The 21,086-nt window shown below is 32.3% G+C and carries 13 protein-coding genes; 11 read left to right on the top strand and 2 right to left on the bottom strand.

Translation table 11 applies throughout. From position 1 onward, the window contains the following. Positions 1-34 precede the first annotated feature (34 nt). The 8 genes from DIS07_RS10850 (at position 35) to DIS07_RS10815 (ending at position 10,628) form a co-directional block, all read left to right on the top strand. A complete protein-coding gene (locus DIS07_RS10850) occupies positions 35-1,480 on the top strand; it encodes a glycoside hydrolase family 30 protein (RefSeq protein WP_109405273.1) in 1,446 nt (481 codons plus the stop codon). 30 nt (positions 1,481-1,510) lie between these two features. Beyond that, a complete protein-coding gene (locus tag DIS07_RS15200; RefSeq protein ID WP_109405272.1) occupies positions 1,511-3,079 on the top strand; it encodes an MFS transporter in 1,569 nt (522 codons plus the stop codon). 21 nt (positions 3,080-3,100) lie between these two features. After that, entirely contained in the window at positions 3,101-4,009 is a 909-nt protein-coding gene (locus DIS07_RS15195; RefSeq protein WP_109405271.1) for a glycoside hydrolase family 17 protein, read from the top strand. Positions 4,010-4,367: 358 nt separating this feature from the next. After that, entirely contained in the window at positions 4,368-6,188 is a 1,821-nt protein-coding gene (locus tag DIS07_RS10835) for a T9SS type A sorting domain-containing protein (protein WP_109405270.1), read from the top strand. Between the two features lie 725 nt (positions 6,189-6,913). Continuing rightward, positions 6,914-7,594, top strand: a complete 681-nt coding sequence (locus DIS07_RS10830) for a hypothetical protein (protein WP_109405269.1) — start codon at positions 6,914-6,916, stop codon at positions 7,592-7,594. Continuing rightward, positions 7,584-8,975, top strand: a complete 1,392-nt coding sequence (locus DIS07_RS10825) for an RtcB family protein (RefSeq protein ID WP_109405347.1) — start codon at positions 7,584-7,586, stop codon at positions 8,973-8,975. Before DIS07_RS10830 ends, DIS07_RS10825 begins: the two co-directional genes overlap by 11 nt. A gap of 243 nt (positions 8,976-9,218) precedes the next feature. Beyond that, entirely contained in the window at positions 9,219-9,920 is a 702-nt protein-coding gene (gene prfH, locus DIS07_RS10820; protein ID WP_109405268.1) for a peptide chain release factor H, read from the top strand. Between the two features lie 150 nt (positions 9,921-10,070). After that, positions 10,071-10,628 (top strand): tetratricopeptide repeat protein, encoded by a 558-nt coding sequence (locus tag DIS07_RS10815; protein ID WP_109405267.1) that lies wholly within the window; start codon positions 10,071-10,073, stop codon positions 10,626-10,628. Between the two features lie 31 nt (positions 10,629-10,659). Here DIS07_RS10815 and DIS07_RS10810 read toward each other — a convergent pair whose 3' ends face one another. Both DIS07_RS10810 and DIS07_RS10805 read right to left on the bottom strand, forming a co-directional pair. Next, on the bottom strand, positions 10,660-11,310 hold the full coding sequence (locus tag DIS07_RS10810) for a peptidoglycan-binding domain-containing protein (protein WP_109405266.1): 651 nt from the start codon (positions 11,308-11,310) through the stop codon (positions 10,660-10,662). A 64-nt stretch (positions 11,311-11,374) separates the two neighbouring features. Then, a complete protein-coding gene (locus tag DIS07_RS10805) occupies positions 11,375-12,439 on the bottom strand; it encodes a LacI family DNA-binding transcriptional regulator (RefSeq protein WP_235869129.1) in 1,065 nt (354 codons plus the stop codon). A 117-nt stretch (positions 12,440-12,556) separates the two neighbouring features. On the opposite strand from DIS07_RS10805, the gene DIS07_RS10800 reads away from it, so the two are divergent. From DIS07_RS10800 to DIS07_RS10790, 3 genes are all read left to right on the top strand, one after another. Then, entirely contained in the window at positions 12,557-13,603 is a 1,047-nt protein-coding gene (locus DIS07_RS10800) for a sugar kinase (RefSeq protein WP_109405265.1), read from the top strand. A gap of 105 nt (positions 13,604-13,708) precedes the next feature. Then, positions 13,709-14,377 carry a bifunctional 4-hydroxy-2-oxoglutarate aldolase/2-dehydro-3-deoxy-phosphogluconate aldolase gene (locus tag DIS07_RS10795; protein WP_109405264.1) on the top strand — a complete coding sequence of 223 codons (669 nt, stop codon included), beginning with the start codon at positions 13,709-13,711 and terminating at the stop codon, positions 14,375-14,377. A gap of 338 nt (positions 14,378-14,715) precedes the next feature. After that, the gene (locus tag DIS07_RS10790; protein WP_109405263.1) at positions 14,716-21,054 is read left to right on the top strand and encodes a T9SS type A sorting domain-containing protein; all 6,339 of its coding nucleotides are present in this window, start codon (positions 14,716-14,718) and stop codon (positions 21,052-21,054) included. Positions 21,055-21,086: the final 32 nt, after the last annotated feature.

Raw genomic sequence — 21,086 nt, 5'->3', positions numbered from 1 at the left:
AACAAATTATTTTTTCTCAACACTTTTTTTATTGATGATGATTAGTTGCAACCAAAAAGTAGATACGTTAGTAGTTGATGTATACGAAACATCAGCAGCAGGAAATAAATTGACTAAAATTTCTGATTTTATAACCTCAGAAAATGTATCAACAATCAAAATTAATCCTGATACAACTTTTCAAACCATTACTGGTTTTGGAGGTGCTTTTACAGAATCATCTGCTTACTTATTAAACAAATTAAGTAAGAAGAATAGAGACACTATAATTCAGGCTTATTTCTCAAGAGAAGGAGCAAATTATTCTCTAACAAGAAGTCATATGAATTCTTGTGATTTTTCGATATCTCAATACTCTTATTCTCCTGTGGAAGATGATATGGAGTTGAAACACTTCACAATCGAAGAAGATAAAGACGATTTAATTCCTTTTATAAAAGATGCAATGAAAGCATCTAAAGATGGTTTTAAAATATTTGGTTCACCATGGACAGCAGCTCCTTGGATGAAAGATAATAACAAATGGGTTGGAGGAAAATTATTGCCAAAATACTATGATACCTGGGCGCTGTTCTTTTCTAAATATGTTGAAGCTTACAAAAAAGAAGGAATTGATATTTGGGGTTTTACGGTAGAAAATGAACCTCTTGGAAATGGTAATAATTGGGAAAGCATGCATTATTCTCCTGATGAAATGACCAATTTCGTACAAAATCATTTAGGTCCTAAACTTAGAAAAGACTATCCAAATATTAAAATTTTAGGATACGATCAGAATAGAGAACACTTAAAAGAATGGGTAGATTCTCAATTTAAAAATGAAGAAACTTCAAAATATTTTGATGGAACTGCTATTCACTGGTACGCAAGTACTTTCGAAGTATTTCCAGACGAATTACAATATGCTCATCATAAAGCACCTAATAAATATTTAATTCAGTCAGAAGCTTGTATAGATGCTCAAGTTCCTGTTTGGCAAGATGATGCTTGGTACTGGAAAAAAGAAGCAACAGATTGGGGATATACTTGGGCTCCTGAAAAGGATAAACATTTACATCCAAAATACGCTCCAGTAAATAGATATGCAAGAGATATTATTGGCTGTTTAAACAATTTTGTTGATGGATGGGTAGACTGGAATATGGTTTTAGACACAAAAGGAGGACCAAACTGGTTTAAAAACTGGTGTATTGCTCCTGTTATTGTAGACCCAGTAAAAGACGAAGTGTATTTTACACCTTTGTATTATACAATGGCACATTTTAGTAAGTACATAAGACCAGATGCTAAAGTTATTGGGGTAGATAAATCTGACAAAGACTTACAAGTGGCAGCAGCTCAAAATACAGATGGATCTATTGCAGTTGTAGTTTTTAATGAAGGATTAACAAAGAAAAATTTCAAATTGCAGTTAGGAGAAAAAGAAACAATTATAAATATCGACGCACAAGCATTACAGACTATAATGTTGAGTAAATAATAAATTACTAATTAACTAAAACGAATAAATATGTCAAATCAATCTACGACAACTACAAGAGGAAAAGTTCCATTTGGACAAAAAGCTGCTTTTGGAGCTGGACATTTTGTATTAAATCTTTTACCAGGAGTATTAGGGGTTTATCTACAAGTATTCATATTAACTGCTTTTGGGATGGATCCTGTATGGGCCGGACTTTTAGGTGGTTTGCCACGAATATTTGATGCAATTACTGATCCTGTTATGGGATTCATTTCAGACAATACAAAATCGAAATGGGGACGTAGGAGACCATATATTTTTAGCGGAGCAATAATTAGTGGAATCTTATTTATTTTAATGTGGCAACTAGATGAAAATGCTTCTCAGACCTTTAATTTTTGGTATGTCATGATTTTGCAAATCTTGTTCCTAGTAGGGAACACAATGTTTGCAACTCCGTTAGTTGGTTTAGGTTATGAGATGACATCAGACTATAACGAAAGAACACGTTTAATGAGTTTAGCTAATAGTATGGGGCAAATAGCGTGGATGATAGTGCCTTGGTTGTATGTTATTATACCCGATGTAAATACATTTGATAACCCTGCTCAAGGTGTAAGAACAATGGCAGTAATTGTGGGAGCAGTCTGTATTTTATTTGGAATTCTTCCAGCATTTTTTTGTAGAGGGATTGATTCTTCTCATATGGAGAATAGAAAGGAAATAAGTTTAAAATCTTTAGCTTCTAATATGAAAGAACTATGGGAAGGAATTAAGCAAGTTTCTAAAAATAAACCTTTTATGAAACTATGTGGGGCTACTTTTTTGGTTTTTAATGGATTTCAATTAGTGGCAGCATTTTCTGTATTTATTATCGTTTTTTATATGAATAGTGGTAGTTGGGAACAAGCGGGTACTTGGCCTGCATGGTTCAATACTTTAAATGCAATTATTACGGCTTTTATTGTAATTCCTATTATTTCAAGAATGGCAACAAAATGGGGAAAAAGAAAGGCTTTCTTAATTTCAACTTTTTTATCAATAATTGGGTATATTTTAAAATGGTGGGGATTTGATATAGAACTAAATAATAGTTTTAATCAAACTTCTTTAGGGCAATCTATGAATAATGGAGTGGCTTCTATATTTGAGTTTTTAAACCCTTATCTAGATAGTATGGGAATGTCATGGTTTAGTATCGATGCAAGTAATGGTATTCCATGGTTAATCTTTATACCTATTCCTTTGTTTGCATTTGGTATGGGAGGTTTATTTACATTAATGATGTCTATGACTGCAGATGTTTGTGATTTAGACGAATTAGAAAATGGGATGCCTCGTAAAGAAGGTACTTTTGGAGCAATCTATTGGTGGATGGTAAAATTAGGACAAGCCATTGCTATTATTTTAAGTGGTGTAATCTTAAAAATTGTTGGATTTGATCAAAACATTACAAATCAAGCAGCAGAAACAATGAATTCTTTGAGAGTAGCTGATATCGTAGTTCCTGCATCAACAGCTGCTTTAGCTATGATTGTGATGTGGAAATACAGTCTTAATGAGAAAAGAGCAAAAGAAATAAAAGAAATATTGGTAGAACGTAGAGGGGAATTATAAATAAGAAAATAATTAAATAAAATGTCATACAGAGAAAATCATCATTTTTCTTTAACACTTAAAGAAGGGTCAGGAGATTCTGGAGTAGATTATTCATCATATAATTTTGATGATTTAAAAAAACTTTGGAGAGAAACTTTAAATCAAGGAATGCATGGAATCTGTTTTAGTATGTATGAAGATGGTCAAGAGCCAGGAGATACAATAACAGAAGAGCAAGTAGAAAGAAGAATCAAAATCCTAAAACCTTATACAAAATGGATTCGTTCTTTTTCATGTATTGAAGGTAATGAGCATATCCCTAGAATAGCTAAAAAACATGGAATGAAAACTATGGTGGGTGCTTGGTTAGGTGATGATATGGAAAAAAACGAAGAAGAAATAAAAGCTTTAATACAATTGGCTAAAGAAGGTTGTGTTGATATTGCAGCTGTTGGTAACGAAGTTTTGTATAGAAACGATTTAACTTTAGAGGAACTATTAATATATATAAAAAGGGTTAAAGAAGCAATTCCAGATGTTAGTGTTGGCTATGTAGATGCTTATTACGAATTTTCTAGACATCCAGAATTGGTAGAATTTAGCGATGTTATTCTTTCAAACTGTTATCCATATTGGGAAGGTTGTCCAATAGATTATTCTTTGGGGCATATGCAAAGAATGTACGATCAAGTTATAGAAGCTGCAAATGGTAAAAAAATAATAATTACAGAAACTGGGTGGCCAAGTAAAGGAGGTAATGAAGGTGATGCAGTTTCTTCTGATGAGAATACAATGAAATATTTTATAAACACTCAAGTATGGGCAGAAAAAGATGATGTTGAAATCTTTTATTTCTCTTCTTTTGATGAATCTTGGAAAGTTGGAGCTGAAGGAGATGTTGGAGCGTACTGGGGATTATGGGATAAGAATGAAAATTTAAAATATTAAAATTATAATTGTAAAGTATTACAATTATGTATAGTGGATTTTGTTTGTAAACTTTGCAAATATGTAATATTTGCAAAGTTTTTTTTGTTTAATAAACCATACTTTAAAATTAAACGACTTAACATAGGTTTTTAAGACTATACATTACCTATACAACTAATTTTTTTCAATGTGTATATTTAAATTTTAACGTTTTTTAAAAAGGCTTAAAAGTACTGTTCTTATTGGGTTTTTCTTAAGTTTGTTTTTTCCTTTTTTAAGTATTTTTATTTGTATGTTTTTTGTTGAGGTGAATAATGTTAATATTAAACACATTAAGGTTAATATTGTTGTATAATCATTTTAAATATACTTAATTATGAAAAAAATTACTTTATTATTAGCCTTATTGATTTCTTCAATTGGGTTTTCACAAGATTTATTACTAGGTTTCGAAAGTGGAGAAAGCGGAGGATTAACTGGAGCCTTTGGTGGTGGTGCATACACAGTTGAATCGGGAACAGGTACAAATACGACACAAGTTGCCAAAATAGTAGCTGATAGTGCTGGAGAGGTTTGGCAAGGAACTAATTTAGCTCTTACAAGTAATGTTAATCTTTCGGGAACACAAACCATGACTATTGATGTTAAATCATCAACAGCAGTTTCTTTTCTTGTTAAAATAAATGGAGGTGTGAATGGAGCAGCAGAAGCAGCAGCAGCTGTTACTCATAATGGAGATGGTACTTGGCAAACGCTTTCATTTACTTTCAATACAGCTTTAGATGGTAAAGCTGCTGCTGCAAATGGAGAATATGCCAACTTTGTAATACATGCATATTGGGCTTCAAGTGCAACAGGTTTTGGTGATGTTACCAAAGATGAAAGAACATTTTATGTTGATAATATTAAAGGGCCTAAAGCTACTGTGCCGCCTCCAGCATCAGAAACATTATTGGGTTTTGAAAGTGGAGAAAGCGGAGGATTAACTGGAGCCTTTGGTGGTGGTGCTTACACAGTTGAAGCAGGAACAGGAACAAATACAACGCAAGTTGCAAAAATTGTAGCTGATAGTGCAGGAGAAGTTTGGCAAGGAACTAATCTAGCTCTTACAAGCAATGTTGATCTTTCTGGAACACAAACTATGACTATTGATGTTAAATCATCAACAGCAATTTCTTTTCTTGTTAAAGTAAATGGAGGTCTAAGTGGAGCAGCAGAGGCAGCAGCAGCTATCACTCATAATGGAGATGGTACTTGGCAAACGCTTTCATTTACATTTAATACAGCTTTAGATGGTAAAGCTGCTACAGCAAATGGTCAATATGCGAATTTTGTGATACATGCTTATTGGGCAGCCGGTGTTACTGGTTTTGGAGATGTTACAAAAGACGAAAGAACTTTTTATGTAGATAATATTAAAGGTCCTAAAGCTGGAGCTGCACCTATGGACCCAGAACCAACTGACGCACCAGCCACCCCTCCTAGTTTTTCTGCTTCAAACGTAATCTCTTTATACAGTGAAGCATATACAGCCTCGGCTACTTTATCTAATGTTTCTTGGGATGATTCTGTTTTTGAAGAAGTAACTATTGCAGGGAATAAAGTTTTAAAGGTTACTGGTACTAATTTCGTAGGAATGGATTTAGATCAATATTTAAACGCTTCAAGTATGACGCATTTGCATATGGATTATTGGATTGCTAAAGATTTTCAAGCAGGTCAAGTAATGAATCCAAAATTATCTAATCATGCAGCTCAAGCAGGAGAAACTTCTGCAATTGACATTTCTAATCCAATAAACAGTCAAGATGAAGTTAAGAATTGGCAGTCTAAAGATTTTGAATTAAATGGAGATAGAGGTGCAATTAAACAATTTTTAATAACTCAAGCTGGTTTTTCAGGTGTTTATTACTTAGATAATGTATATCTATATGTTTCTGGTACAGCAAGTACAGAAAATAACAAAACCTTAGGTTTTGCGATGTATCCAAATCCAGCTAAAAACCAATTAACGATTTCTGCAAAAGAATCTATCTCTAGAGCAGATCTATTCAATGTACTTGGAAGAAAAGTAAAGTCTTTTGCAGTTAATAGCACAAATAAAACTTTAGATATTTCTGACTTAAGTTCTGGTATTTATTTAGTAAAATATGAATCTGCAGGTAAAGTAGGTACAGCTAAATTTATAAAACAATAAGGGTTATTGGGGGATAACTTAAATTGTAAAACGCTCAAATTTAATTTGAGCGTTTTTTTATTATCTATAATTTTTACATATTTGCAACACAGAAATAATAAAAAAAACAAAATTTTTAATTGATGAATAGATATAAACTACATAAAAACGGACGCTTTTTGCGACTATTGCAGTCTATATTCTAGATTTGGAATTATAAATGAAATAGTAAAAGCGTCCAAAATTGATTTTTGGACGTTTTTTTTTGAAATTTTTTTTAGATGATAATACCAAATGTAGATTTTAGTTACATATCACAAAGCCAAAGAGTTACTTCTAAACTCAGTATCTGCTAAAAAGCGGATAGGAAATCTATTGTCTATTTTTTATTTAAAGTATTGATTATCAGTAAAATAAATTAAAATTTTATTTGTGTAATTCAAAAATACGTTTTAGGTTTGCATCGCAATTAAGCAACAAATAATATTAAAAAACGAAGTAAAATGTTCAATTATCCATTAAACAAAAACATACAAACAGAACTAGGTTTTGTTGCTTGTTTACTTCGCGACTTTCACAAATACAAATAGCATTATTCTATTATATATGAAAAGTCCGAAGTTGTAAAATTTCGGACTTTTTTTATGATTTAATTTCCTAAAGAACTTTCCGAATTAAAATTTTAAGAATTGGTATCAACTTAAAAGTTGACATCAATAGAATTTAACACTCAAAAATTTTGGAAAATGAAACCAGAAAACCTGAAATCAAAACGATTAAATGAGGTACGTTGTATTTGGAAAAGACAAAGAGAAATTTCTAAAAAATTAAGAAATTTAGGATATAAAAAGCTTGATAAACCTATAAGAAATGGTTGGTTTAAAGAAATTGTTATTACCCATAAAATAGAACTTTATAAAAACAAAGAAGCTATTTTAGAAGTATACAAAAAAGGTAAAAAAATGTTTTGGGGCAGAACAAAAGAAGAAGCCCAAAAACAATGGTTAAAGTATACCTCAGAAAATCTTATTTATAAAGATTTACCAACTTTAAGTAAGAAGCAATTTAATAAGTTAAGTACTAAAGCCAAAAGTTTATGCACCCCTTTTTATTACAGATATCATAAAAAATTAAAATTGAGATTCTATATCAGAATTCCGAAAGGAGCATACAAAATTAAGTATACAAGAGCTTATGTAACACATTCAAAAATAATAGACCCGTTACTTTTAAGCGAGTATGCTTTGTTAAATAATCAACTCTTAAAAAGAGGATATTATGAAGCAGAACAAAAGTTGTGCAAATACAAAGATGATTGGAACTTAAGAGTGTATAAAAAAGAGAAATTAAGCACGAAAAGAACTCTTAAGAACCTAAAAAAATATCCAATAACGGATATTATAAATGAAAAATATCATGGGAAATAAATTAAAAGGAAAAGACCTAATCAAATTAGGATTTCCAAAGAACAATAGTATCAATATTGCTTTAGGGCAAATTAATAGATACAGAAAAAGAGAAGCCAAAGAACGCATTTTAGAAGAAGCCAAAGAAGTTTTATTAGCTCCAGAAAAGTTTCAAGGAAATGCCATTTGGGGAAAAGTTGCAGAAGGTTTGGTAAAACCAGTTGAAGTAAAAATGCATCAATTAAAAAACACTAGAGTTCCATTTTCTATTTATGGCGAAAATGAAATTGACGAACAAGCAAAGTATCAATTGTATGATGCTTTAAAATTACCAATAGCTGTGCAAGGTGCTTTAATGCCAGATGCACATTATGGTTATGGCTTGCCAATTGGCGGAGTTTTAGCCACAGATAATGCAGTAATTCCTTTTGGAGTAGGTGTAGATATTGGTTGCAGAATGTGTTTGACGGTTTATCCAGTTCCAGTTTCATTTTTAAAAGGGAAACAACATCAATTTGAAAATATTTTAAAAGATCATACAAAATTCGGAATGCGAGAAACGCACGATAAAAAAAACGATCACGAAATATTTTATAGAGATGAGTTTACAGAAATTCCGTTGATAAAACGCTTAAAAGACAAAGCGTATAAACAATTAGGAACTTCAGGAAGTGGCAATCATTTTGTAGAATTTGGTACAGTTGCTATCACAGAAAACAACAATGAATTCGGATTGCAAACTGGCGAATATATAGGTGTTTTATCACACAGTGGTTCACGAGGTTTGGGCGCAAATATTGCAAAACATTACACGTATTTGGCAACAAAACAATGCCATTTACCAAAAAATGTGCAGCATTTAGCTTGGTTAGATTTAAATACGCACGATGGGCAAGAATATTGGCAAGCAATGAATTTAGCAGGCGATTATGCCAAGGCTTGTCACGATGATATCCACTCCAGAATTGCAAAATTAATAGGTTCAAAACCTGTAGCAAAAATTGAGAATCATCACAATTTTGCTTGGAAAGAAACCGTAAATGGTAAAGAATGCATTGTGCATAGAAAAGGAGCAACACCCGCTAAAAAGAACGAGTTGGGTATCATTCCAGGCTCTATGACAGCACCAGGTTTTATCGTTCGTGGTTTGGGAAATTCGGCGAGTTTGCAATCGGCTTCACATGGAGCAGGTAGAAAACATTCTCGCAGAAAGTGTAAAGAAAAGTTCACTAAAAGTGATATCAAACATCAGTTAAAAATGAACGATGTTACCTTAATTGGAGGTGGAATTGATGAAGCACCAATGGCGTATAAAGATATCAGAAAAGTGATGGCAAATCAGCAAGAATTGGTAGAGGTGTTAGGCACATTTACACCAAAAATTGTAAAAATGGATAAGTAATATTTGGGCGTTCCCTAAAGGTCGGGCTTTACGCACTCGCTTTTTTTCTGAAAAAGAAAAAAGAGCTCAAACAAATGCTTCAATCCCTAACGCGGGCGTATTTATCAACTAATGGAGTTATTAATGTCACCTTGAGCATTACTTTAAGCAAAATATATTTTACTTACAAAGTAGCTTACGAAGTAAACGAAAGGTCTCTGAGATTTCTCCGTAAAGTCGAAATGACAGAAAAATAGAAAAAAAATGAAAACTAAAATAATACAAATATCAGCAGGAAAAGGACCAGCAGAATGTGAATATGTAGTAGCAAAAGTGTTAAGAATATTCTTGTTAGAATTGATAAGCAATAAGATTGATTATACAATTCTCAACAGAGAAACAGGAATAGAAAATGGCACTATACAATCTGTAAGTATTCAGCTAAAAGGAAACCATCTTGCTGATTTTTTAAAAAACTGGTTGGGTACCATTCAATGGATTGGTACTTCAACATTTAGAAAGTTTCACAAACGTAAAAACTGGTTTGTAGGTTGTTTTGAGGTTGATGAAATTCCTGCTTTTGTGGGGAATACAATCCTAGAAAAAGACATTCAATTTCAAGCTATTAGAAGTTCAGGAGCAGGAGGTCAACACGTAAATAAAGTAAGTTCTGCAATTAGAGCAAAACATCTAAAAACAGGAATTCAAGTTTTGGTTATGGACAGCAGATCTCAACATCAGAATAAAAAAATAGCTATAAAAAGGCTACAAGAAAAGTTGGAAGAATTTACTCTTGATGAAGCAAAAGAACAACTTAAAAATCAATGGGAAAATCATCAAGCATTAGAAAGAGGAAATCCAGTGAGAGTTTTTAAAGGAACAGATTTTAACGTAGTAAAAAAGGACAAATCATTTAAGAGTAAAAGAAACAAACTTAAGAATGATTTAAGAAAACAATTGGAATAAAAATATAGATTGTCAGTTCGAGTGATTTTTCAAAATGAAATGAAGAAAACTTGTATCGAGAACAATAAACAACTTCTCGATACAAAATTATTTTTCACTCAGTTACAAATAATTTCTCTCGAAGTGACAGACTAAACAAATCAAAATAAAATGGGTACAATAAATAACAACTATGTGTTTAAGGCATTAGATGCTTATCCATATGAATTAGAAAAATGTATCGAAGCATTAAATTATGCTTTATCTTATAATGAAAATGATGAAATGGCATTAAGTTTAATGGGTAGAGTATATGCAGAGATTCTAAATAATTACGAAGAAGGAATTGCTTACTATAAATTAGTTTTAGCAGAAAATATTAATAATTTAGAGGTACAAGTGCATTACATCAACGCTTTATTATGGAATGAAAACTATAAAGAAGCGGAAGAATATATTAATTATGCAATAACAGTGCGAGGTTCAGATAAAGCAATGTTATATTTAAAAAAAGCAAATTTATATGAACACACAAAAGAATATACTAAAGCTTTAGAAACCTTAAAGTTTGCACATATATATGCTTTTAATAATGAATTTATTGAATATTTAAAATATGAAAAGGAAAGAATTAAAACTAAAAGTTTTATAAAAGATGATTCAATAAAAGAGAAAGAAACTGAAAATCCAAATGAAAAAACAAAGAGAAGATTTGGTTTCTTATTTTAAAAAGGATGTTGGTTTTAAATCAACATCTTTTTTATTGAAACAAAGCATCCAAAGTTAAAACATCTAATAATCCATCTGGATAAAGATTGTTTTTTTCTTCAAAAGTTTTGATAGCATTTAAGGTTTCGATTTTATAAAGACCATCTACTTTTAACTCTATACCACTGGCCAATAATTTCTTTTGGACTTCATAAATCAAAGCACTTTTTTGCCCGTAAACCATTTTACTATCAGCATCGAACATACTTTTAATTTTATTAACTTCTTGTTGATGTAGATACGCTTTTAGATCTGTACCCTTTTCTTCTAAAAATTTAATTTCTTTGTTGGATAAACCTTCACTTTTTAAAGCAGCAGATTTTTCTAATTTACTTTCATAATATTTAATAGTGGCTAATTTTTTAGTATATTTATTAACTGCTAATTTTGTTTCCTCATCATCATCTTCTGGCGTTCTAACATCAATTCCATTTACAGTCCATTGCATCATCACAAAACTGTTCAAGTCTTCAATAGCTTTATGATAATTAATCACCAATTCTTGGTTATGATACTCCAAGTCTAATTTTTTCTCAGTTTTGTAATCAACACTAGGAGAATTATATCTTTTGTATTGTTGGTATTTTCCATATCCAATAAAAAAAGCAATAATTAAAAGCAGTAAAATAATTAGCTGTTTCATGATAAGAAATTTTGTTTGGTCTTAAACAAAAATAGGTAAAAGTTTCTAATAAGAAAGAGAAAGCTTACTTCTTATTTCTATCAGAAGAATCTCTAACAATCAATTCAACATCTAATATTCTTTTTGAAAGCGTTTGAGATACAGTATCTTTTTTTGCATGTTCTAAAAATACATAAGCTGCTTGTTTGCCAATTTCTTCACTGTGCTGTTCTATACTAGATATGGTAGGTGTAACCATAGACGTAAAGGGTTCATTACTAAAGCCAACCAACGCAATTTCTTGTGGGATTTTAATATTTTTCTCTTTTAAAACTCTTAATGCACCTAAAGCTGCGTAATCACCTGCTACATAAACCGCATCAGGCCTGTTCTTTAAATTTAACAGTTGAAGCATTTTTGCTTTTCCATCCTTAATGGTCAAATTACCCTCTAGCAATAATTCATCATCTAAAGGGAGGTTGTACTTTTTTAAAGCATCAATATATCCTCGAATTCTGTTATTATAAATTCGAGTATGTTTATAACCACCTATATGTGCAATTCTTTTACACCCTTGACTTACCAGGTGTTCTACAATGATATGACTGCTATTATAATCATCTATACCAATATAATCTACATTCAAATCATTTTCACCACGATCAAATAAAATTAAAGGAATTCCTTTGGCTTTTACTTTTTCATAATGACTTAAATCTACAGTTTCATTTGCCATAGAAGCTATAATACCATCAACTTGAGTGTATAATAAGGTATCTATACTATCACATTCTTTTTTGTAAGATTCGTTAGATTGTGTAATAATAATATTATAACCTTCTTTATTTAGAACTTCTTCAATATTCTGAATAACTGATGAAAAGAAATTACTATTTGTTCTAGGTACAATAACACCAACCAAGTTACTTTTTCCACTTCTTAATGCACTTGCTAGATGATTTGGTTGATAATTTAGATTTTTTGCAACCTGTCTAACTGCTTTTTTTGTCTTTTCACTAATTCTAGAATCATTGTGAAGCGCTTTAGAAACCGCAGCAGGAGAGATGTTTAGAACATTTGCAATATCTTTTATGGTAGTTTTCTTTTTGATAATAATTTTTTTTATACCTTTGCTTAATCGTTCAAGCAAATATATAGCGATAATTCATAATAATCAAGAAGATTAGGTAAATATGTCTTTTTGATTTTATTTTGTTAAACTGCTTAAACGTTTAACCAATTAACTATAATAGAATAAAATTTAAAAATGGCAAAAGTTGTAACATTCGGAGAAATCATGTTAAGATTAGCTCCACAAGGTTTTTTAAGATTTTCACAAGCAAATAGTTTTGATGCTATTTATGGTGGAGGAGAGTCTAACGTAGCAGTTTCTTTAGCAAACTATGGTGTAGATGTAGATTTCGTAACACGTTTACCAAAAAATGATATTGGTGAGTGTGCAATGATGGAAATGCGCAAAAGAGGCGTAGGTGTAGATAAGATTGTATGGGGTGGTGATCGTTTAGGAATCTACTTTTTAGAAACTGGAGCTGTATCTAGAGGTTCTAAAGTAGTTTATGATAGAGCACATTCTGCAATTGCAGAAATTGAATCTGGAATGATTGATTGGGATGCAGTTTTTGAAGGATGTGAGTGGTTTCACTGGACAGGTATTACACCAGCAATTTCTCAAGGTTCTGCAGATGTATGTTTAGAAGCTGTTAAAGCTGCAAGCGCTAGAGGAATTACAATTTCTACTGATTTAAACTACCGTGCAAAATTATGGAAGTATTGTGACGCAGCGCATAGAGAAGCTGTTATGACAGAATTAACTTCTTATTGTGACATCGTTTTAGGAAACGAAGAAGATGCAGAAATGCACTTTGGTATCAAACCAGAAGGAATTACAGTACAAACTCAAGGACATGACGTAAAAGCAGAAGCTTTTTTATCAGTTTGTGAGCAAATGATGGAAAAATTTCCAAGAGCTAAAAAAGTAATTACAACTTTAAGAGGTTCTATTTCTGCTTCTCATAACACTTGGGCAGGAGTATTATATGATGGTAAAACATTATTCCAAACACGTCAATACCAAATTACTGATATTGTAGATAGAGTAGGTGGTGGAGATTCATTTATGGGAGGATTAATCTACGGATTGTTAAAATACCCAGAAGATGATCAAAATGCATTAGACTTTGCAGTTGCTGCTTCTTGTTTAAAACACACAATTAAAGGTGATGCTAACTTAGTAACAGTTGCAGAGGTAGAAAAATTAATGGGAGGTGATGCTTCAGGGCGTGTAGCTAGATAAAAAAATGAAGATAGAAGTTTGAAGCTTGAAGTTGAGTTTCAAACTTCTATAAATTAATAATTTAAAACTTCGGACTTCCAACTTCGGACTTCCGACTCATAAAATATGGCACAATTTACAAGAATAGAAGTTGCAGCAGCAATGAAAGAAACGGGGATGATTCCTTTATTTTTTCATAACGATATAGAATTAAGTAAAAAAGTTTTAAAAGCTTGTTACGATGGTGGCGCTCGTTTAATGGAGTTCACTGCTCGTGGAGATTTTGCTCACGAAGTTTTTGGTGAGTTAACAAAATATGCAATTGCAGAATTACCTGGAATGATCATGGGTGTAGGTTCTGTAACTGATGGAGCAGCTGCATCTTTATATATGGCTTTAGGAGCTAATTTTATTGTTACTCCGGTTTTAAGAGAAGATATTGCAATAGCTTGTAACCGTAAAAAAGTTTTATGGTCTCCAGGTTGTGGTACATTAACAGAAATTGCTAGAGCAGAAGAATTAGGATGTGAAATCGTAAAATTATTCCCTGGTGATATCTATGGACCACAATTTGTAAAAGGAATTAAAGGTCCTCAACCATGGACAAGTATTATGCCAACTGGTGGAGTTTCTCCAACCGAAGAAAACCTCAAAGGATGGTTTGATGCTGGTGTAACTTGTGTTGGTATGGGATCTAAATTAATATCTAAAGATATTATTGCCAATAAAGATTATAGTAAACTAGAGCAGGATGTAAAAGCTGCTTTAGCGATTGTAAAATCTGTTAGAAAATAGATTTAATTTGATTATTTGAGACGGGAAACTCCAACTGAAAAGTTGGAGTTTTTTTGTTTAGAAAAATGTGTGTTTTTTGTATTGTTGGATGAAATATGTAGTAATAAAAATCACTTAAAGTAATAATTATGTGACTTTTAGAAAAAAGCGGTGTCATAAAAATATTAAACTTTCTTCTAAATTATTACAAGATAAAATACAGTAAATAAACTTTTTGCTGTATATGAGGTCTAATTCGTAGTAGTAAAATAGTAATAATTAATAAGTAATTAATTTTAAAACTATATGTGCAAAAATTTATACTTATATTTGGTTATAGTATTATTTCCCCCCATAATATGAAATCAAAGAAAAAGAAATTTATACTAAGATTTTTAGTATTATTATTTGTTTGTTTTTACACAATAAATAGTAATGCCCAAACACCTGGTGTCATTGTAGAAGGTTTTCCTAATACGGTTTTAGATCCTAATGGAGATGGATACGTCTCTTTACCACCTTCACAAACCCCTAGTCAATTTACAAATATTGGCTTTCCTCCAAATATTCTTGCTACTGATATAAATGATGTTTTATATAGTGAAATTGCCTATGTGGGCATACCAGAAATCACTGCAGAACCAACAGCAGATTTAAATAAAGGTCCTAGTTGTGCATTTACAGATTTAGTACAAGATGCAGACAGTAGATCTTCTTACTACAATAAAGATGATGTAAACCCTGCAACAATAGATGGAACTGAAAATATGCGCTTTCGTTTTCGATTAGGTGGTGCTGCATCTAACTCTAAAGGGTATTCAATTTTAATCGATACTGATGAAAAATTTGGATTTACTGGGCCTAATGCAGATCCTGATGCCGTTCCTGGAAACCCTGGTTTTGAAATTGAAATAGTGCTAAGAACAAATTTTGAAGTAAATGCTTATAATGTAGTCGACCCTTCAAACGTTATAGAATTAGCAGCACTTCCTTATACAACTCATGCTATAAAATCTTTAGCTTTAACCACTGTTTGTGATGACCCCGATTATTTTTATGATTTTTACATTCCTTTTAGTAGTATTGCAGGAATAGACCCAACTACAAAATTAAGAATGGTTTCTGTTACCTCTATAAACCCTAAGGGTATTATTGGTAATAACGGAACCTCTGATGTAGCAGGAGTAAATGACTCTCAAAACAATACAGATACTTCTTATGAAATAGCTATAGACACTCAAACCCCAACCAATGGAGATCCTATAGTAAGAGCAGATTGTCCTCAAATAACAGGACCTATTAATGACGGTACTGGAGTTACAGTTAACGGAACTACAACCTTAGAAAGTGGTAATACTACAACTATTGAGGTTTTTGTTGATGGTGTTTCGCAAGGAACTACTACAACTACAGGTACTTCTTGGAGCTATACTATTGCAGGAGCAATTACTCCTGGACAAAAAATTACAGCTACTGCAACTGTTAGAGATTCTTCTAACACACTTGTAAAAGGTACTTCAGAAGGTAACTGTGATACAGAAACTGTTGCAGACTCTAGTTGTACACCCCCTGCAACCCCTGTTATAACTGGTATTGGAGGTAGTGGAGGAAAAATTATACAAGGTACCTCTGGTTTTACTAGTGGTACAGCCATTATAGTTCGTATTTTTAACAATGAAACAGAGTTAACTACTTGGGGGAGTATCAATAAAGGTACAAATGGATTTACTACCACAGCAGGAACTGGAGGGGCTTGGTCATTCAATGGAGGTGGAGGTTTTAAAGCCAACTCAGGTTATTATACGGTAATTGTAATGTTAGCGTCAAATACTACTTGTCAATCTACAGCAAGTACACCTTTTAGTTATTGTGGAGGTAATGATGGTAGTGTAACTAGTGGTGCAATTACATTTAATAGTCCTACATCTTTAATAGTAAATACATCTGCTATCTCAGGAACAGCACAAACGAACTCAACTATTAGGTTGTACAGGAACAATGTATATACCGGTTTATTTGACCCTTCAGATGGTAATACTGCTTGGTCTATAGATATTTCTAGTTTAACTTTAGAAGTAGGTGATGTTTTGTATGTTTCTAATTTACAAGCAACAGCTGTTTGTACATCAGTAAGTACTTCTAGAACTGTTATAGCAAAGTCCATAGCACCAGTAGTTACCATAGATGGTTGTTTTGATGGAAACGCTACATCAATTTCTGGTACTTCTAGCGAAATTGGTGGTACTATAAGATTATATACTCGTGTTGGGGTCGGGGTTACCACAAGTGATTCTCAAGTTGGAACGACACCAACTGTTGATGCAAACGGTAATTGGACAGTAACAGGACTCAATATACCTTCAGGAAATTATGTAGCTGCTACAGCTCAAAATACAGGTGAAACCTTAAGTGACATTTCTAACGAAGTATTGATAAGTTCTAAAACAACGTTTACCTCTTTGACAATTTCTTCTGACCCAATTACAGAAGGGGATGCAAGTATTACAGGTACTAGCACAGGTTTACCAACAGGTTCTACCATACAATTGTATTTAGATGGAGATAAAGCATTTAATAGTAGTGGTAATGAATTAACAACGACCACAGATGGTAGCGGTAATTGGACATTTACAGGTTTAGACACACCTTTGGAGATATTATATGCAGATGCAGTGGTTACAGTTACAGCAACTGAAGCTGGTAGTTGTGAGAGTGACCAATCATCCTCTAAAGTGGTAATTTGTAACCCTCCTGCAGTACCTACCATAACTGCAGTTTCTAGCACACCTATTTGTGAAAACGGAATTTTCCAAGTAACAGTATTAGCAGCCCAACCAGGTTTGTTATATCAATTATTAGATCAAGATAATAATACTGTAGGGCCAAGTTTTTTAGGTCCTGCAACAGCTGGTAATAAAACTATAGATACAGATCCAATACCGTTTGGTACTACTTCTCTTAAAGTAAGTGCCTCTAAAATTTTTGGCACTTGTACAACTGTAGAGTCTAACGCTATTTCTATAACTGTAAATCCATCACCAACCATTACTTTTGGTCCAAATCCTTCAGCAACTGAAGATCCTGCAGCTCAAATTGTTAATTTAACTTATTCTGCAACAACAAATTCACCTAACGAATATAAAATAGATTTTGATGATGCGGCTTTTACAGATGTACCTTACACTGCATTACCAGTATCACCAATACAAATTACAGTTCCTGCTGGTTTAACTGCTGGTGTTTATACCGCTACAGTTACAATTAGAGAAGCTACAAATGGATGTGAAAAAAGTTACCCAATAACCATTACCATAACTGATACTACAACACCTACAATAACATTAACAAACCCATCTGTTAGTCTTTGTTCTGGAACTACAACGGCTAATTTTGCATATTCGGGAACTTCAAATTCTCCAGATCAATACAGTATAGATTTTACAGATGCGGCTAACTTACAAGGTTTTGTAGATATTTCGAACGCAGCTTTACCATTATCTCCAATACAAGTTACGGTACCAACAGTTGCTGCTGGAGGCACTTACACAGGGGTTTTAACTGTAAGAATTGCATCTTCTGGAAAAATTAGCGAAGAATACCCCATAACCATAAATGTAGAAAAAACTAATGGTGGTCTAATTGCGGGAGATCAAATAATTCTGAGTGGTACTGATGTAACAGCTTTTACTTCTACAGAAGACGCAACAGGCTTAGGTGGTGTTACTTATCAATGGTGGAAAAGCACTACAAGCGCTACAAATGGTTTTTCTCCTATTGGAGGAGCTACCGCTGCAACTTATGATGAAGGCACAGTAACCGTAACTACGTATTACAAAAGAATAGCAACAAGCGTTACCAATATGTGTACAGCAGAAAGTAATGTTATTACAGCAAGGGTATTGAGTTTATCTGGCACACCTATGATTACTCAAGTATATCAAGTTGGTGGAGACGTTTTTATAGAAGTAACCAATATAGGTACAACTACCATACCTGCAGGAGAAATAAATTTATTATTATTTAGAGATAAAACTAGAGTTTTTTCTGGTCAAGTTCCAGATGGAGTATTTACCTTTAGTACTAATACCTTAACTGCTGGACAATCTTTATTAATTGGTACAAGTTCTGCGTTTACTAATGTAACAAATACAAATGGTAGTGCAAGAACATCTACTAATGCAAGCATAACGAACATTAGCGATGGTAATGATATTATTACTTTATCTACCACTACTGATGGTACTTCTTGGGATAACAGGTATGACGTAGTTTCGAGCATACCAAATAAAACCTCATTTGTAAGAATTGACGAAGTTACCTCTACCAATACCGATTACACTGCAAGTGAATGGGTAGCTTTTATAGATGATACTATTTTAACATATAGTAATCAATCTGCAGCAGCACAAGATGGTAGACACCCACACGCTCCTTTAATTTCTGAAATTACAGGTTCTAACACAGATGCTAATACCTTACTTGGTTTGCATAGAACAGCTAGCACAACTAGAACTGGTAGTTCTTGGAACAATGGTTTCCCTGATCGTTCTCGTTTTGTGATTATTGATGAAGATTATAATCACGATGCACTTAATACAAAATTAAGTGCTAGAAAATTAACGGTTAATGCTTCAAGAAAATTAGGGATTACAGATAATTTATTAGTAGTTACTAACGATGTTGTCTTAAACGGAGAGATTCGTTTAATCAATTCTACAGGAGCAACAGGTAATAGTAAAGCTCAATTTATTCAAACACATACTTCTGCAAGTTTAGTTACAGGTAGTGGTAATTTGTTAGTAGATCAAAACTCTACAGTACCAAGTAAATATAGATATAACTATATGAGTTCTCCTGTTAAAAGTAGTGCTGGATCTAGTAACTACATTATAGGTAGTGTTTTTAAAGATGGTTCAAATGCTACAAGTTACGATGGAGTCGTTGGAAACTCTCAGACTAATATTGCCAAAGACATCACTTTCTTAGTAGGTCTAAATTATGATGGAACTTTTGACGAAACTAATAATTTACCCATAACACTAGCCGATTATTGGATGTATACTTTTGCATCAAGTTCTGGTGGTAGAGCTAATTGGACGCAAACAAGAAGTACTGGAACTATAGAAAATACTAATGGTTTTATTTTTAAAGGTCCTGGTAGACCTCAAAATTATACGTTTTTAGGTGTCCCTAAAGACGGAAATGTACAAACCTCTATTGGAGCAGATGAATCTTATCTAATAGGAAACCCTTATGCCTCTGCCATAAGTGTAAAAGAATTTATAGAAGATAATATTAGCTCTATAACGGGTACCTTATATTTCTGGAAACACGCCGGTGAAAATGTGTCTTCAGGAATTGATGGACATTTTTTTACAGGATATGTTGGTGGTTATGCAACAAGAACTATTGCTACAGGAGTAACTGCAAAAGCACAAAATTTGAATGGTGTAACAGGTACTGTAGATATTACCTTAGAAGCAGAATCTACAGAAAACGTAACTAGTGGAGAAATAGAAGGTACAGCTATTTTATTAAATTCAGCTACAGATTCTATTACTTTTAATAATATAAGTAGAAGTGTAGATTCTTTAAGAATTAGGTATAAATCTACCTTAAGTAAAACAATTAACTTAAAAGTAAATGATGTTTTTAAAACTGCCATTACTTTACCTTCAACTTCTGGAGACTTTAATACAGAAGTTGTTTCTTTTTGTGTTTTGGTAGGTAATAATATTACCATTGCATCAAATAATACAGATTCAATTATCATTGATTATTTAAACCTATATGATATGAATGGAGAAGTTAGCTGTTCTCCAACTTCTGGTGATAATATTTTTCAAGAACCTGAAGCTTTTATACCTATTGGACAAGGTTTCTTTGTTGCTGGTGATACTGATGGTGGTGATATTATTTTTGATAATAGTCAAAGAGAATATGTAACAGAAGATGGTGGTTCTGTGTTTTTTAGAGAGGCAAAAAAATCTTCCAATTTCCAAGGTATTCCAATTTTAAAAATCGGCATGGATCATAAAGGGGATAATAATATAAGTTTACACAGACAATTAGCTGTTTCATTTGGTCCTTTTCAATCTTTTAGTTATGATAAAGGGTATGATGCTGAGATGTTTGATGTTGGAGAGACTGATATATATTGGAAATTTCCAAATGATGATAAAAAATATGTTATAGCAGGAGTTCAATCAATTTATAATGATCTAGAGGTACCATTAGAAATAAATATCAATTATTCTGGTGAGATAACTATAGTAGTAGATGAAATAAAAAATTATTCTGGTGATTTATTTATTTTTGATAAAGTTAGTGGTACTTCTCATAATATAAAAAATGGAAAAGCAACTATATCTTTAGAAAAAGGGAAATATACAGATAGGTTTTTTCTCTCATTTAAACCAAGTAATACTTTATCAGTAGATGATGTGATTATTAACAGCACTACAAAAATTTATACAGATAATAAAAACAAGTTATTGGTTATATCAAAAAATGAGGACATTTTTATCAAAAAAGTTCAATTGTATTCTATTTTAGGTAGAAAAATAAGTCATTGGATTATTAAGGAGCAAGAAGATAAAAAACAATTAAAGATTCAAAGAGAATTACCTACTGGTGTTTATATTGTAAAACTAAACACCAATAAAGGAGAAATATCTAGAAAGGTAGTAATTGAATAAATTACTTTTTAACCCCTTAAAAAAAGCGGCCT

This window comes from Polaribacter aquimarinus (assembly GCF_003129485.1).
In the GTDB taxonomy this organism is placed as follows: domain Bacteria; phylum Bacteroidota; class Bacteroidia; order Flavobacteriales; family Flavobacteriaceae; genus Polaribacter; species Polaribacter aquimarinus.
This window is presented reverse-complemented; position numbering and strand designations above follow the sequence as displayed.

What these genes read in the sequence shown, in the direction of transcription:
- DIS07_RS15200 (WP_109405272.1), top strand. Translation starts at nt 1,511, where the DNA reads ATGTCAAATCAATCTACGACAACTACAAGAGGAAAAGTTCCATTTGGA.
- DIS07_RS10790 (WP_109405263.1), top strand. Translation starts at nt 14,716, where the DNA reads ATGAAATCAAAGAAAAAGAAATTTATACTAAGATTTTTAGTATTATTA.
- DIS07_RS10835 (WP_109405270.1), top strand. Translation starts at nt 4,368, where the DNA reads ATGAAAAAAATTACTTTATTATTAGCCTTATTGATTTCTTCAATTGGG.
- DIS07_RS10815 (WP_109405267.1), top strand. Translation starts at nt 10,071, where the DNA reads ATGGGTACAATAAATAACAACTATGTGTTTAAGGCATTAGATGCTTAT.
- DIS07_RS10830 (WP_109405269.1), top strand. Translation starts at nt 6,914, where the DNA reads ATGAAACCAGAAAACCTGAAATCAAAACGATTAAATGAGGTACGTTGT.
- DIS07_RS10850 (WP_109405273.1), top strand. Translation starts at nt 35, where the DNA reads ATGATGATTAGTTGCAACCAAAAAGTAGATACGTTAGTAGTTGATGTA.
- DIS07_RS10825 (WP_109405347.1), top strand. Translation starts at nt 7,584, where the DNA reads ATGGGAAATAAATTAAAAGGAAAAGACCTAATCAAATTAGGATTTCCA.
- DIS07_RS10810 (WP_109405266.1), bottom strand. Translation starts at nt 11,310, where the DNA reads ATGAAACAGCTAATTATTTTACTGCTTTTAATTATTGCTTTTTTTATT.
- DIS07_RS15195 (WP_109405271.1), top strand. Translation starts at nt 3,101, where the DNA reads ATGTCATACAGAGAAAATCATCATTTTTCTTTAACACTTAAAGAAGGG.
- DIS07_RS10795 (WP_109405264.1), top strand. Translation starts at nt 13,709, where the DNA reads ATGGCACAATTTACAAGAATAGAAGTTGCAGCAGCAATGAAAGAAACG.
- prfH (WP_109405268.1), top strand. Translation starts at nt 9,219, where the DNA reads ATGAAAACTAAAATAATACAAATATCAGCAGGAAAAGGACCAGCAGAA.
- DIS07_RS10800 (WP_109405265.1), top strand. Translation starts at nt 12,557, where the DNA reads ATGGCAAAAGTTGTAACATTCGGAGAAATCATGTTAAGATTAGCTCCA.